General features: G+C 66.4%; 14 protein-coding genes. 3 read left to right on the top strand and 11 right to left on the bottom strand.

The features are described from left to right. Positions 1-69: 69 nt before the first annotated feature. Positions 70-2310: a TonB-dependent receptor gene (locus SARO_RS18685; RefSeq protein ID WP_234007492.1), complete on the top strand. Its 2241-nt coding sequence runs from the start codon at positions 70-72 to the stop codon at positions 2308-2310. A gap of 128 nt (positions 2311-2438) precedes the next feature. Here the strand turns inward: SARO_RS18685 and SARO_RS18680 are convergent, their stop codons facing one another. Genes SARO_RS18680 through SARO_RS18650 form a run of 7 tightly spaced genes read right to left on the bottom strand, consistent with a single transcriptional unit; the run spans position 2439 to position 9223 of the window. Then, positions 2439-2984, bottom strand: a complete 546-nt coding sequence (locus SARO_RS18680; protein ID WP_011906808.1) for a VOC family protein — start codon at positions 2982-2984, stop codon at positions 2439-2441. Continuing rightward, complete coding sequence (locus tag SARO_RS18675) at positions 2981-4423, bottom strand: dihydrolipoamide acetyltransferase family protein (RefSeq protein ID WP_011906807.1); 1443 nt, start codon at positions 4421-4423, stop codon at positions 2981-2983. The genes SARO_RS18680 and SARO_RS18675 overlap by 4 nt, the downstream gene beginning before the upstream one ends. 11 nt (positions 4424-4434) lie before the next feature. Further along, positions 4435-5448: an alpha-ketoacid dehydrogenase subunit beta gene (locus tag SARO_RS18670; protein WP_011906806.1), complete on the bottom strand. Its 1014-nt coding sequence runs from the start codon at positions 5446-5448 to the stop codon at positions 4435-4437. A gap of 17 nt (positions 5449-5465) precedes the next feature. Next, a complete protein-coding gene (locus SARO_RS18665; protein ID WP_011906805.1) occupies positions 5466-6440 on the bottom strand; it encodes a thiamine pyrophosphate-dependent dehydrogenase E1 component subunit alpha in 975 nt (324 codons plus the stop codon). Positions 6441-6452: 12 nt separating this feature from the next. Continuing rightward, positions 6453-7667: an acyl-CoA dehydrogenase family protein gene (locus SARO_RS18660; RefSeq protein WP_011906804.1), complete on the bottom strand. Its 1215-nt coding sequence runs from the start codon at positions 7665-7667 to the stop codon at positions 6453-6455. Positions 7668-7676: 9 nt separating this feature from the next. Beyond that, positions 7677-8828, bottom strand: coding sequence for a thiolase family protein (locus SARO_RS18655; protein ID WP_011906803.1), 1152 nt, complete (start codon positions 8826-8828; stop codon positions 7677-7679). Then, a complete protein-coding gene (locus SARO_RS18650) occupies positions 8825-9223 on the bottom strand; it encodes a Zn-ribbon domain-containing OB-fold protein (protein ID WP_011906802.1) in 399 nt (132 codons plus the stop codon). Before SARO_RS18650 ends, SARO_RS18655 begins: the two co-directional genes overlap by 4 nt. Before the next feature lie 134 nt (positions 9224-9357). On the opposite strand from SARO_RS18650, the gene SARO_RS18645 reads away from it, so the two are divergent. Further along, positions 9358-10980: a GMC family oxidoreductase gene (locus tag SARO_RS18645; RefSeq protein ID WP_011906801.1), complete on the top strand. Its 1623-nt coding sequence runs from the start codon at positions 9358-9360 to the stop codon at positions 10978-10980. Between the two features lie 4 nt (positions 10981-10984). Further along, a complete protein-coding gene (locus SARO_RS18640; protein ID WP_011906800.1) occupies positions 10985-11764 on the top strand; it encodes an esterase/lipase family protein in 780 nt (259 codons plus the stop codon). A 107-nt stretch (positions 11765-11871) separates the two neighbouring features. On the opposite strand, the gene SARO_RS18635 is transcribed toward SARO_RS18640, so the two are convergent. The 4 genes from SARO_RS18635 to SARO_RS18620 are packed head-to-tail and all read right to left on the bottom strand — an operon-like array spanning position 11872 to position 14688. Further along, a complete protein-coding gene (locus SARO_RS18635; RefSeq protein WP_011906799.1) occupies positions 11872-12450 on the bottom strand; it encodes a GNAT family N-acetyltransferase in 579 nt (192 codons plus the stop codon). Further along, entirely contained in the window at positions 12450-13532 is a 1083-nt protein-coding gene (locus SARO_RS18630) for an alpha/beta fold hydrolase (protein WP_011906798.1), read from the bottom strand. Before SARO_RS18630 ends, SARO_RS18635 begins: the two co-directional genes overlap by 1 nt. Position 13533: 1 nt before the next feature. Continuing rightward, the gene (locus SARO_RS18625; protein WP_011906797.1) at positions 13534-13899 is read right to left on the bottom strand and encodes a poly(R)-hydroxyalkanoic acid synthase subunit PhaE; all 366 of its coding nucleotides are present in this window, start codon (positions 13897-13899) and stop codon (positions 13534-13536) included. 21 nt (positions 13900-13920) lie between these two features. Beyond that, positions 13921-14688, bottom strand: a complete 768-nt coding sequence (locus tag SARO_RS18620) for a helix-turn-helix transcriptional regulator (RefSeq protein ID WP_011906796.1) — start codon at positions 14686-14688, stop codon at positions 13921-13923. Positions 14689-14821: the final 133 nt, after the last annotated feature.

Below are 14821 nucleotides of genomic sequence, written 5' to 3'. Positions count from 1 at the left end.
ATCAGTCGATCTGCGCAGGCGCTGCCTGCAAGGCGCGCATGCTTGCGCGCGAAAGAGGGAGGAAAAATGATGAACACCAGAAAGATCGCATTCGCTTGCATCGCTTCGACGATCGCGCTTGCGCACCCGGCCTTCGCACAGGACGCTGCCGATCAGCCCAACGACGGCGACATCATCGTCACGGCCAACCGCACCTCGTCGCTGCTGTCCAAGACCCCGATCGCGATGACCGCGGTCGCCGGCGACGACCTGATCCAGTCGGGCATCACCAACCCGACCCAGCTTGAAGAGACCGTTCCGAACCTGTCGATCGTGCGCGGCAATGGCCTGCAGATCACGATCCGCGGCGTGACCAGCACCGACGGCACCGAAAAGGGCGATCCCTCGGCGGCGTTCATGGTCAACGGCGTCTACCTTGCCCGTCCCCAGGCGCAGGAAGTCTCGTTCTTCGACATCGAACGCATCGAAGTTCTGCGCGGTCCCCAGGGCACACTCTATGGCCGCAACTCGACTGCTGGCGTCGTCAACATCCTGACCGTCCAGCCCAAGTTCGAATTCGGCGCGCGCGCCGACGTGTCCTATGGCAACTACGACGCGCTCAATGGCACAGTCGCCATCAACCTGCCGGCGAGCGAGAGCATCGCCTTCCGCGTTGCCGCCAACATCGACCGTCGCGACAGCTACCTGATCGACGGCAATTCTGCCGACGGCATCGGTATCGGCCGCTTCAAGGACAACAAGGCGGTCCGTCTCTCGGCCCTGTTCAAGCCGACCCCCGATCTCAGCCTGCTGCTCGTCGGCGACTATAGCTGGCAGAAGGGCAGCCCGACCAACGGCGTCGAGACCTCGACTTTCTTCTCCGACATCACCAGCGGTGGCCGCCCGACGTTCGAGCGCCCGACCTATCTTGACCCGTCGGCCCGCGCCGGGCGCACCCTTCTTGCCACTCAGGCGCAGTACGCATTCCGCGATAGCACCGACCGTGGCGTGATGGGGCAGCTCGATTACACCATGGGCAACGTCACGCTGACCTATGTCGGGTCCTATCGCGAATCCGACCGCAAGGAATTCAGCAATGTCGGCACCCTGCCGATCAGCGCAGACTTCTACGGCAGCTATTGGCAGACCTCGCAGGAAGTGCGCCTTGCCTATGGCGGCGACGGCCCGCTCCAGGCGCAGGTCGGCGGCTACTACTTCAAGGAGAAGTCGGGCATCGCCTTCTTCATCAACAACCTGCTGGGCGCCAACACCCGCTTCGGCTTCCCGCAGGACCCGACCATTGCCGAAAACAAGTCGGTGTTCGGTCAGGCGACCTATGAAATCGCGCAGGACGTGAAGCTGACCGGCGGTGTCCGCTATTCGCACGACCTCAAGTCGCGCGTGGGCGCAACGGTGCTCGATTCCTATTCGTCGGTCGTGGACTCCTCGAACATCGGCGAGTTCCTGGACCGCACCACGTTCCAGGTGAATGACGCGAAGCGCAATTTCTCCAAGGTCACCTGGCGCGCGGGCATCGACTACGACAGCCCGCTGGGCCTGATCTACGCCTCGGTCTCGACCGGCTACAAGGCAGGCGGCTTCAACGACGGCTGCGAAGTCGGCAAGGGCGACAACTGCGCCCTCGCGGCCGGCGACCTCTACTACCAGCCCGAGGAGCTGACCGCCTACGAAGCCGGCTTCAAGTTCCGCATCAGCCCCGAGTTCCGCCTGAACGCGACCGTGTTCCACTACGACTACAAGGGCCTGCAGCTTTCGCAGGTGTCCAATGCCTGCGGCGGTCCTTGCCAGGTCACTTCGAACGCGGCCAAGGCCAAGGTCGATGGCGTGGAGCTTGATGCCACGATCCAGCCGGTGGACAACTTCACCGTTCGTCTCGCGCTCAACTACCTCGACGCGCGCTACGGACAGTTCACGCCCAGCTACGAGGACGAAGATGCCGAGGGCGGCTTCAGCTACGTCAATTTCGCGGGCCGCGCGCTCAACCGCAGCCCCAAGTGGAGCTGGGTTGCCGGCGTGAACTACGTGGTGCCGGTGGGCGAAGGCCGGATCGTGCTGGATGCGCAGACCGCGGCGCGCAGCAAGTACGAGCTTACCGACCTTGCCAACTACGCCTACTTCTACCAGCCCGGTTTCTCGAAGACCGACGCGTCGATCACCTACAACGCTCCGCAGGACCGTTTCTATCTCGCCGCCTTCGTCGAGAACCTCGAGAACAATCTTGTCCTGACCGGCGCGACGACCGGCACGCTCGGTTCGGTCACGTTCTCCGACCCGCGTACCTTCGGCGTGCGCGCGGGCGTGAAGTTCTGATGCTTCACAACCCGGTGTCCTGACCGAGGGCGGCCCTGCTTCGGCAGGGCCGCCCCTTCCTTTCGGGTGACGGAAATAAAAAAGGGCGGGAAATTCCCGCCCTTTTCCTTGTCATGACAAGCCCGGCTTCAGCCCAGCTTGCGCAAGGGCTCCGTACCGTCCCAGTCCTTGCCGGCGTCCTTGATCATCTGGAAGATGGCGTCGGCACCGGTCATGTTCTGGAGCAGTTCGATAACATGCCCGGGGCCCCCACCGCCGTTCCTGGCGCCAGGATCGACGTAGATCACCTCGCCGTCCGCGCCGACCTTGCCCTCGACCAGGATCTCGGCGCCCGCCTCGGCACAGGCCGCACGGGCTTCCTCGATGGATTCGACGAAGATGCAGATGTGGTGCAGGCCGTCGGTCACCGCATATTCGCCGGTGTAGATCGACGGTTCGCGGTTCTCGGGGCGGATCAGTTCGATCTGCACGTCGCCCCAGTAGGCGATGGCGATGGAGAAGACCGCGCCGGTGGGCACGCCCTTGTACTTCGCCTCGCCCAGCGCGACGTTCTCCATCAGGTAGAACGGGCCGACGCCCATCGTCTCGGTCCAGTAGCGCACCGCCGCGTCGAAATCCTGCGGCAGGTAGGCGAGCTGGCCCACGGGCCCCAGCTGCGTGATCGCGCGCGTCATGCGAACAGTCCTTCCGGCGCTTCGAGCAGGCCCTTGAGCGTCTGCAGGAACTTCGCGCCCGCAGCGCCATCGATTGCGCGATGATCGACCGACATGGTCAGCTGGATGCGGTTTTCGAAAGCGATGTCGCCGTTCGCCGCTTCCACCGCCACGCGGTTCACCCCGCCGACCGCAAGGATCGCGCCCTGCGGCGGGTTGATGATCGCATCGAACTGCTCGATCCCGAACATGCCGAGGTTCGACACCGAGAAGGTCCCGCCGTCCATGTCCTCATAGCCGAGCCGGCCCGCCTGTGCCTTGTCGATCAGTGCGCGGGTAGTGGCCGCGATCTGCGCGATGTGCATGCGATCCGCCTGTCGCACGATCGGGGTGACCAGGCCCTTGGGGCTGGCAACCGCGATGGCGACATCGGCGTGGGGGAAGCTGTGGACGCTGTCGCCATGGACCTGCACGTTGACGTCGGGATGCCGCACCAGCGCCAGCGCCACGGCCTTGACCAGGTAGTCGTTGATCGAAGCCTTGGTGCCGAGCACGAGGTTGGCCGTCTTGCGCAAGTCCATCAGCGCGTCGACCGAGGCCGAGACGCGCAGGTAGAAGTGCGGGATCGTCTGCTTCGCCTCGGTCAGGCGGCGCGCGACGACCTTGCGTACCTTGTCGAACGGCTGGACCTGCGGCTGGTTGGCAACCAGTTCGAACGGCGCGCCGAAGACCGGTGCCGCGGCCGTGGTCGGCTTGACCAGCGCCATCACGTCCGCTTTCGAGATACGGCCGCGCGCGCCGGTGCCCTTGATCCCGGCCAGCGCTATGCCGTGCTGGGCCGCGATGCGGCGGGCCAGCGGCGACGCGAAGGCCTCGGGGCTGTCCTCCACCAGCTGCGCGCTGCCCTTGTATGACAAGGCGCGCTCCGGGCGCAGGGCCTGAACCACATCCTGGTAGGTGATCCGGCCATTGCGGCCCGAACCTTCGATGGGTTCGATGTCGACGCCTTCGGCCTCGGCCAGCTTCAATGCCTCGGGGCTGATTGCGCGGTTGGTGACGATCTTCGTCGGCGTGCGCGCGGGAGCCGCCGGAGCAGGCGCCGCCGCAGCCGGGGCGGGGGCCGGGGCCGAACCGCCGCCGCTCTTGGCCGCAACCGAGGTCTCGGCGGGCTTGAAGCCGGCGATGAACTCATCGACCTCGGCGTCGGTCGTGTCGGCATCGGCAAAGACCGCCAGCAGCGCGCCCACGGGGTGGGCCTCGTCGCTCGCAGGCGTCAGCAGGCGCTTCAGGACCGCGTCGTATTCCGCTTCCACCTCGTTGGTGATCTTGGCGGTCTCGATCAGGCAGAGGACCTGACCCTTGTTGAAGGCCTCGCCTTCCTTGACCATCCATTCGGCGATGGTGCCCTCGGTCATTTCGATGCCCCACTTGGGCATGCAGAACGGGCGGATATTGGCCATTTCGCGGCTCCTCAGCGGTAAGCCAGAACCTTGCGCACCGCCGCTTCGATCTTGTCGACCGAAGGAAGGTAGGCAGATTCCAGCTCACGCGCGAACGGGATCGGGGTGTGTGGCGGGTTGACCGCCTGCGGCGGAGCCTTGAGCGCGGCGAAGCCCTTTTCGGCAACTGTCGCACAGATGTCGGACGCAAGGCTGCACCGGGGCGGCGCTTCGTCGACGACGACGAGGCGGCCGGTCACCTCGACCGAATCGAGGATCGTTTCCTCGTCGATCGGGCTGGTGGTGCGCAGGTCGATCACGTCGCAGCCGATGCCCTCGGCGGCAAGCTTGTCGGCCACCGCCTCGCAGAATCCCAGCAGCAGGCCGGTCGAGACGATCGTCACGTCCTGGCCGGCGCGCGAAAGGCGGGCGTGGCCGAACGGGATCATGAAGTCCGGATCGTCGGGCACTTCGCCGGAAACGCCGTAGAGCGCCTTGTGCTCGAGGAAGATCACCGGATCGTCGTCGCGGATCGCGGTGCGCAGCAGGCCCTTCACGTCGGCAGGCGTGGTCGGCATGACCACCTTGAGGCCCGGCATGCCGGTCAGGATCTGGTGGACCGCCTGGCTATGCTGCGCGGCGGCGTTGTAGCCCGCGCCATAGGCCATGCGGATCACTGCCGGGCACTTGGTCTTGCCGCCGAACATGTAGCGGAACTTGGCGAGCTGGTTCCAGATCTGGTCGAGGGAAACGCCGATGAAGTCGGCGAACATCAGCTCGGCGATCGGGCGCTTGCCCGAAAGCGCAAGGCCTGCCGCCGCGCCCATGATCGCGCTTTCCGAGATCGGCGTGTCGATCACGCGGTCCGCGCCGAACTTGCCGAACAGGCCGGTGGAGGTCGACCAGATGCCGCCGATGGCCTCGGGCCCACCCGGCGTGCCCATGCCGCCGACAATGTCTTCACCGAGCATGACGACGTTCTCGTCGCGCTCCATTTCCTCTGCGATCGTCGAGACGACGGCGTCGCGGTACATCATTTTTGCCATGTCTGCGCTCCCTGCCGTCAGTAGCTGATATAGACGTCGGTGAGGACGTCTTCTGCCGTGGGCCGGTCTGCGGCCTTGGCCTGCCGGACCGATTCCTCGATCGCTTCCATCACTTCGGCATCGAGCGCGTCGAGGTCTTCGTGGGTGAGCAGCTTGGCGGCGGTCACGCTTTCGCGGAACTTCTTGAGGCAGTCGCGGGTCTCGCGGATGCGGTCGATCTCGCCGGGGCCGCGATAGCGCTGCGGGTCGCCTTCGAAGTGGCCGAAGAAGCGTTCGGTGTCGAATTCGACAGCGGCCGGGCCGTTGCCGGGGACGCGCACGTAGTCGAGCACTTCGCGCATCGTCTCGAACACCGAGAAGAAGTCGGTGCCGTCACCGCGCCACACCTTCATGCCGAAGGCCTCGGCGCGGCTGGCGATATCCTTGGTCGTGCCGACCGCGTATTCGAAGCCGGTGTGTTCGGAATAGTGGTTGTTCTCGAACACGAAGATCGTCGCGGCCTTGGTCACCACGGCCATGTTCATGGCCTCGAACGTGGTGCCCTGATTGCATGCGCCGTCGCCCGAGAAGGTGATCGCGACCTTGCCCTTGCCGTCGATCTTGGCGGCGATCCCCGCGCCCACCGCGATGGGAGCGCCCGCACCGACGATGCCGTTGGCGCCGAGCATGCCCTTGTCGACGTCGGCGATGTGCATCGAGCCGCCCTTGCCCTTGCACAGGCCTTCGCGGCTGCCCCAGATCTCCTTCATCATCCCGTTCACGTCGCAACCCTTGGCAAGGCAGTGGCCGTGGCCGCGATGGGTGGAGACGATCTTGTCCTCGACCGACAGATGTTCGCACACCCCGACCGCGACGGCTTCCTGCCCGCAGTAGAGGTGGGTGAAGCCGGCGATCTCGCCGGTCTGGATATCGACGTGTAGGCGTTCCTCGAATTCGCGGATCACCTTCATCTGGCGATAGGCGCGCAATAGCGCCTCACGGCTCAGCTGCATCCTCTTGCTTCCTTATAGTCCCAGCACAGTGCGCGCGATGATGCCCGCCTGCACTTCGTTGGTTCCGCCGAAAATGGTCCACGCACGGCTGTTGAGGTACCGTGCCGATGCGACTTGCGCACCCCTGGAATGGATCGCGGCCGGGGCGTTGTCGCCATAGAACGGCCGCGCGAAGTCGAGCTGGAGGCCCGCCGTGCCATAGAGATCCACCGCCAGCAGGTCGACGTCCTGGCGCAGGTTCGATGCCAGCAGCTTGCACAGCGAGGTCTGCGGCCCCGGCGGACGGCCCTTGGCCACTTCCGACAGGATCTTCAGCTCGATCATCTCGAGGCTCTGGATGCCGAGGCGCACCTTGGCCACACGGCGCTTCCAGTCGGCATCGTCGGCCAGGCGTCCGCCGCGCCCGTCTGGCTCGGCGGCGGCGTCCTTCTCGATCTGGCCCAGGTCGTATTCCAGCTTGGGCGAATGGCAGGAGCCGCCGCGCTCGTTCTCGAGCAGGAACTTGGCGAGCTTCCACCCGTCGCCTTCCTCGCCGATGCGGTCCTCGACCGGAACGATGGCGTCCTCGAGGAAGACCTGGTTCACCTCATGGTCGCCCGCCAGCGTCAGCAATGGTCGCACCGAGACGCCCGGCTGGTTCATGTCGACCAGCACGAACGAGATGCCCGCCTGCTTCTTGACCGTCGCGTCGGTGCGGACCAGTGCGAACATGCGGTTCGCCCAGTGCGCATGGGTTGTCCAGATCTTCGATCCGTTGAGCTTGTAGTGCGTGCCGTCCTCGGACAGCGTGGCGCGGCACTGCAGGCTGGCAAGGTCAGATCCGCTGCCCGGCTCGGAAAAGCCCTGGCACCAGTAGTCCTCGCCCGAAAGGATGCGCGGCAGGTACTTGGCCTTCTGCTCCGGCGTGCCGAAGGTGTAGATCACCGGCGCCACCAGCTTGAGCCCGAGCACCGTCAGGTTGGGCGCGCCGGCCAGCGCGCATTCCTTCTCGAAGATGTAGCGCTGCACCGGGCTCCAGCCCGTGCCGCCCGCTTCCTTCGGCCACTGGTAGGCCAGCCAGCCTTTGGCCGCGAGGATCGCGTTCCAGCGCTGGCCGATGTCCGGCTCGACGAAGACCGTCGGCGACGAGGCCGCGCCGTCGATCACCTCGCGGGGGAGGTTCGCGGCCAGGAACGCGCGAACCTCGTCGCGGAAGGCCTGGTCTTCGGGGGAAAGTTCGATGTCCATAAGTCTTTGTCAGCGTTCCAGAATGGTCACGGCAGAGACGCCCGGGGCGCCATAGACGTGGCTGTATGCGGTCTTGGGATTGCCGGGCACCTGGCGCCCGCCGCCGTCCCCGCGAAGTTGCACGACGTTCTCGTAGACCTGTCGCAGGCCCGAAGCGCCGATGGGTTCGCCGCAGGCAAGGCAGCCGCCGTCGGTGTTGACCGGCAGCTTGCCGCCCACCTCGGTCAGCCCTTCGGCCAGCCAGCGCTCCTGCTCGCCGTCCTTGCAGAAGCCGTTCTCGGCCATGTGCATGATCTCGGCGCCGGCCTCGGTATCCTGGAGCTGGGCGACTGCGATGTCGCCGGGCCCGATGCCGGCCATGCGGAACGCGTCGGCGCTGGCGATCTGGGTCGCGGTCGCCTTGCCGCCGCCGATATCGATCGAGGGTGCGAAGACCTCGAACGACTTGGGCGGCCGGGTGCGCATCGTCGCGGCCTTCAGGCGGACCAGCGGCTTGCCCAGTTCGCGCGCCTTCTTTTCGCTCGCCAGGATCAGCGCGACGCCGCCTTCGGCGGGCGAGCAGAACATGTACTTGGTATAGGGGTCGGAAACCAGCGGCGCCTCGAGGATCGTCTCGAGGTCCACCGGCTCGCGCCGCCAGGCGTGATCGGCATGCACCGCGTTGCGGAAAGCCTTTTCCGCCACCCGGCCCAGCGTCTGCTGGCTGATGCCGTGATCGTGCATGTAGCGCATGATCTTGTTCGCGAAGAACTGCGTGGTGATCATGTAGCCCGCCTCGCCGTACCAGTCGGGCAGGTTGTACTCGCTCGGCATGGCATTGAACGCGCCGCGCGGATGTTTGTCGAAGCCGACGGCAAGGCCGATGTCGAACTCGCCGCTCTTGATCGCCATCTGCGCCGAGAACAGCGCCGATCCGCCCGCAGCGCACCCGTTGCGCACGTTGATGAACTGCATGCCCGTAAGGCCCAGCCGGTCGACCATCGTGTCGGGGTTGCCGGCGGAATCCGAGCTGCCATAGGCGAACTGGACGTCGCCCCACTCGATTCCGGCATCTCCCAGTGCCTGGCGCACGGCAAAGACGCCCTGCTCCAGCCCCGATAGCCCGTCGGTGCGCCCGAACGGGTGGATGCCGATGCCGACGATGCAGACGTCGCCGCTCATGCTCCGGCTCCTTCGATTGGCTGGAATGCGTGGATCATCACCGGTTCGGCCGCGTCGGGATCGAGCGGGACCAGCGTCAGTTCAAGCGGCATCCCGATGCGGATGTCCTCGAAGGCGACATTGGCCAGCCGCGCCTCGACGATCACTTCGCCCGGCAGTTCGACATAGCCCACCGGCCACGGACGGAAGGCTTCCGGCCCGGCGTAGGGCGGCGATTTCGGGCGGTAGCGCTGGATGGTATAGGACCAGAGCGTGCCGGTGCGCGAAAGCGCGACGGGCTCGTAGCGGTCTCCGGGCGGGCACGGAAAGACCACGCGCCCGCTCTCGCGTTCGCGTCCGCCGATCAAATGCGGCGGATTCCCGTCCGTAAACAGCCCTTCGGCGATGACGCGCATTGCTCTCCCGTTCCAATCGAATCCTGCTGTTTCCCATAAGCCACCCCGGATGCCACTTTGCCGACTCTGCAAAACGCTAGGGTTGTCCCTTTTACCAGTGTGCCAATGTCGCCGCAGGAGGGGGGGCATTCGCCATGGAACAGGGCTGGGATTACATCGTCGTCGGCGCGGGCTCCGCCGGATGCGTCGTGGCCGAAAGGCTGAGCGCCGATGGCCGCCACCGCGTGCTCGTGCTCGAGGCGGGCGGCGAGAACGACGGTTTCTGGGTGACCCTGCCCAAGGGTGTGGCCAGGCTCGTCACCAATCCCGACCACATCTGGGCCTATCCGGTCGCTCAGCCCCGCGCGGCGGGGATGCCCGCGAACGAGGTCTGGATCAGGGGCAAGGGTCTTGGCGGTTCGTCCGCCGTCAACGGCATGATCTGGAGCCGGGGCGAGCCGGCCGACTATGATGCGTGGGAGCAGGCCGGCGCCACCGGCTGGAATGGCGCTGCCATGACCGAGGCCTTCCTCGCGCTCGAGGATCACGCCGCCGGTCCCGGCCCGATGCGCGGCAGCGGCGGCCTCGTCCACGTCGATCCGGCAATCTACACCTATCCGCTGGCCGATCGCATGATCGCGGCGGGCGAGTCCTGTGGCATGGCCCGCGTGGCCGATCTCAACGAACGCGGCGGTCCGCGTGTCGGCCTCTACAGCCACAATATCCGGAAGGGCCGCCGCCAAAGCTCGGGCCGCACCTTCCTCGCCGCGGCGCGCCGCCGCGCCAACGTCAGGGTCGTGACCGGCGCGATTGCCGAACGCGTCGTGACACGCGATGGCCGCGCGGTCGCGGTGGAGGCGCGCGTCAACGGCGTCCTCACCCGGTTCGATTGCGCGGGCGAGGTAATCGTCAGCGGCGGCGCGATGGAAAGCCCGCTCCTGCTCCAGCGCTCGGGCATCGGCGATGGCGCCCGCCTTCGCGCCGTCGGGATCGAACCTCTGGTCCAGTCGCCCGACGTGGGCGAACGCCTGGTCGAGCATCTCGGTTTTTCCATGCCCCACCGCCTCGTCGGCGAGCGCGGTACCGGCGGCTTGCTGCGGGGGCCGGGCCTGGTCGCGGCAGTCCTGCGCTATGCCCTGACGCGCGGCGGCATCATGGCGACCGGTCCGTTCGAGGTCGGCGCCTTCTGCAACGTCGCCCATCCCGATGGCCGCGTCGATGCCCAGCTCTATCTTGGCGGCTATACCTTCGAAGTCTCGGACGATGGCAACCCGGTGCCGCTCGACAAGATCTCCTCGCGCCCCGGCATGACGATCTACGGCCAGCTCCTGCGCCTGACCAGCGAGGCGTCGGTTCGCGCCGCCGGCCCGGATGCCGCAACCGCGCCCGTGATCCTGCCCAACTGGCTCTCGACCGAACACGACCGCAAGTCCGCCGTCGCCATGGTTCGCGCCATGCGCCGTTTCGTGCGCACCGCGCCGCTTGCCGAGGTGGTGGGAGAGGAAATGATACCGGGCGCCGCGGTCGAAAGCGACGAGGCCATTCTCGACGCTTTCCGCCACCTCGCCAGTTGCGGCCTCCATGCCATAGGCTCCTGCCGCATGGGCTCGGACCAGCGCGCGGTGGTCGATCCGCGCCTCAGGGTGCGCGGGGTCGATGGCTTGCGCGTCGTCGATTGTTCGGTCATGCCCGGACACATCACCGGCAACACCAACGCGCCGGCCATGGCCCTCGGTTATCGTGCCGGGAACCTGATCCTCGAGGATCGCAAGGGATGAACGCTTGAACGCCGCCGCGCAAACCACTCCCGAAATCCGCCGCCCCCAGCTTGGCTGGACCATGCTGGAGACCCCCCGTTTTCTCAGCGAGACGGCGTTGCTGGCGCTCGCCTGGCCCATGCTGGCCAAGGCGCCGCAGGGCGATGGGCACCCGGTCATGGTCCTGCCCGGCTTCGCCACCAACGACACGATGACCGTGCTGCTGCGCTCGTTCCTCGCTAGGCTCGGCTACCAGGTCTTCCCGTGGGACCTTGGCTGGAATCTCGACCAGCATTCGGCGGGCGAGAACGGCGAACACCTTGCCGCGCGCATCGATGCCATCGCTGCCGAGACCGGCCGCAAGGTCAGCCTTGTCGGGTGGAGCCTTGGCGGGGTCATCGCGCGCGAGGCGGCGCGGCGCGATCATGGCGGCCTGCGTCAGGTGGTCACCCTCGGCAGCCCCTTCACCGGCAATCCGCGCGCGACCAGCCTCACCTCGCTCTACGAACTGCTGACCGGCAACAAGGCGTCGTCCGAAAAGTCCGCTGCCCGCTATGCCAGGGGCCATCACCCGCTGCCCGTCCCCTCGACCGCGATATTTTCCCGCACGGATGGCATCACCGCCTGGGAGAACTGCGTGAGCGAGACCGACGACAGGACCGAGAACATCGAGGTGCATTGCAGCCACTTCGGCTTCGTCGCCAACCCCGGCGTGTTCTGGGCCGTGGCCGACCGGCTCGCCCAGCCCGAAGGCCAGTGGCGCAAGTTCGACCCCAAGGGATGCTTCGCCGCGTTCTATCCCTGACGGGGGCGGAGGGCCGTAAACGCCGAACCCTGCGTCACCCCGGGCTCGACCCGGGGTAAGGCTTCTTCTTCTTCTTCTTCTTCTTCTTCTTCGTCCCCCGAGACGGCTCACCCCATCCCGTAAAGCGCCTTCATCCCGCCCTGCCGCTCGAGGTCGAGCGCCATGATCGCGATGTCGTGCAGCTCGCCCTGCGCATCGCGCACGTGGTTGCGCAGCAGCGCTTCGGGCAGGAAGCCCAGGTCCTCGAACACTTTCAGCGCGGCGCCCTGATCGGGCGTCAGGCGCGCGGTCAGCTTGGATTCGCCGTCGGCCATGCCCATCGCCACGCATTCCTGCGCCAGCACCCGCCCGAACCCCGTGCCGCGCATCGCGGGCGAGATCAGCATGCGGATATCGGCAACGTGCGGCGACCAGCTCAGTTCGTCGCGGGCCAGCGCGGTGCAGCCGACGATCCGCCCGTCCTCCAGCGCCACCAGGCTGCGGATCTGCCCGCGCTCCACCTGTTCGATCCACGCCGCCACGACCTTGGGATTGCGGATGTCGCGCAGCAGGAACAGCAGGTCGTGCGGCGGCAGCGCCTCGGCAAAGGCGACAAGCGCCGGGGCGTCGTCGCGCTCCATCAGGCGCAGCGTTATCGTCCGCGCGCCGGCCGTCACGGTGCGGGGATAGGTAAGCGTATCGGGCATCACACGGACCTCTTGCCAAGCCAGCCGTCGATCAGCGGCCAGAGTCTTTTCAGCGCCGAAGGGCCGGCAACAAGGCTCACGTGGCCGCCCTTGGAAACGATTTCCTCGTAATCGTCGCTCGATGTCAGCAGCTTGAGCGGCTGCGTAGCCTCGTGGCTGACGATATGGTCGTGCTGCGCCACCACGTTGAGGATGGGAACAGCTATGTTCGCGAGATCGGCCTTGCGCCCGCCTACCTCCAGCGTGCCCGATGCCAGCGCGTTGTCCCACATCAGGTGCTTGATCTGCTCGCGGAAATATTCGCCCGGCACCGGCAGCGTCTCGGCGGCCCAGCGGTCGAACATGCGATAGGAACGGACGAACTCGTCGTTCCACATGTTGGTCCACAGGTGCATCCGGCCCGCCGTGCGGTTGGCCGGGCGGGCCAGGTCGAATGCGCCCAGCATGATCTCGGGAGGGATCACGCCCAGCTTGTCGACAACCTCGTCCACGTCGAAGTGACGCTTGTCGGACCACTTCTGGAACAGGTGCATGTGGGTGAAATCGACAGGCGTCGCGAACAGGACAAGGTTCCTGACCCCATTCCCGGCATGAAGCGCGGCGTGGATCGTCGCCAGCGTGCCGCCCATGCAATAGCCGGCAAGGCTCGCTTCCTCTTCGCCGGTGATCTCGGCGATCTTCGCGAGGCTGTCCGGGATGAAGCGGTCGACGTAGTCGGCCAGGCCGAGGTGCGCCTCGTCGCGGCGAGGCGGCGCCCAGTCGAGGTTGAACACGTCATAGCCCCGGTTCAGCAGGTACTCGACCATGCTCTGCCCGGGTGCGAGGTCGAATATATAGCCCTTGTTGCTCGGCGGCGAGACGATCAGCAGCGGCAGGCGGTAGATCTCGTCCACCACCGGGCGATAGCGATAGAGCAGTGCGGTCCCCTCGCGGTGGACCAGCTCCTTCTCCATCGCGCCCACTTCCTGGCGGGGCGCGGCGAGGAATTCCAGGCCCTTGATGTTGCGCTTGAGCGCGCGGTCCACCTCGCGGCGGACGCGCTCGGCCACGGCTTCGGGGGAAAGCGGATCGGACTCCGCCATGTCAGCCCTTGGCCTGCGGCGGCTTCCTGGTGCGGCGCGGCTCGGGCGGGGTGGGGGCGGCGGCGGATTTCGCGGCCAGTGCTTCTATCGCCAGCCTTACCCGGTCGATCGAATCCTCCAGCCCGTCGATCCGCTCCGACAGCGCCTCGACCTGGCTCTTGCTGGGCAGGTTGAGGTTGCGGAGCAGGCCTTCCATCTGTTCTGAAAAGGCGCGCTGGGCTACGAGCTGGACCTTGGTGGCCTGTCCCATCAGCGCGGAAAACTGCTCGCTTTCCGTCAGCTTGCCCGACCAGCCGTTGATCTCCTGCTCCCACTTCTGGACCATGTCCTGCCAGGCGGCGACGGGATCGAACGGCTTTTGCGACATGGCTTCTCCCTTGGGTGGGCGTCAGGTGGCGAGCGAGATGTATCCGAGCTGCGCCGCCTTGAAGACGGTCTGGCTGCGGTTCACCGCGTTCAGCTTCATCGATGCGTTGTGGATGTGGAATCGCACGGTGGCGCGGCTGCGGCCCATGATCATGCTGATCTCGAGGTCGGTCTTGCCGATCGCGGCCCAGCGCAGGCACTCCACCTCGCGCTTCGACAGGCGCGAGCCCGGCGGCAGCGCCTGGACCGAACCCATCGCGTGGACATAGCTGGCGATGAAGGTGCGGCCATAGATCCCGAAGGCGTCGCCGTTCTCGAGGAAGATGTCGTCGAGCTCGGTCAGGTCCGGGTCGAGCGGGTTGAAGCTGACCGCGCCGATCTGGCCGAACGGCAGGTGCACCGGCACCACGATGGCGGCGCGCGTCATGGCCCGCGTCTCGAAGTTGGTGAGGTCGATGGCGGTCAGGTAATGGTTGGGCTGGCGGGTGTGGAACCCGTTGGCGTTGACCCAGAAGGGCTCGCTTTCGAAGCGGCAGGCCGAGGTGAGGGGCGAGTCGAGCGCGATGCGCGAGTTGCGCCACCACACCTTCTCGTCGTTCCATCCGAACACGTCGCGCGCGAGGATGTTGCCGTCCGCGTCGACCGGCGTGCGCTTGTCGGCAATGTCGTGGGCGGGCGCGGCGCGCATTCCTGCGGCAAGGGCGATCTGGTGCAGCGCCTCGGCCGCGCGGCGCACGTCCTGTGGCCCGCTGATCCTGACCGAGTCGATGGATTCCACCGAAAGCTGCACTGCGTTTCCTCTCCTGTCCTTATGGACATGACATACCGGTCATAGGCCCATGAAACAACGACGGTATTGGCCCAAATGCCTAGTCTTTTGCGCAGCGTGGCGTCGCCTTCGACAATGGTAGAGGTCGGGTCCG

The organism is Novosphingobium aromaticivorans DSM 12444, assembly GCF_000013325.1.
GTDB lineage: Bacteria > Pseudomonadota > Alphaproteobacteria > Sphingomonadales > Sphingomonadaceae > Novosphingobium > Novosphingobium aromaticivorans.
The sequence above is the reverse complement of the archived record's forward strand: the minus strand, read 5'-3'. Positions and strand labels throughout refer to the sequence as shown.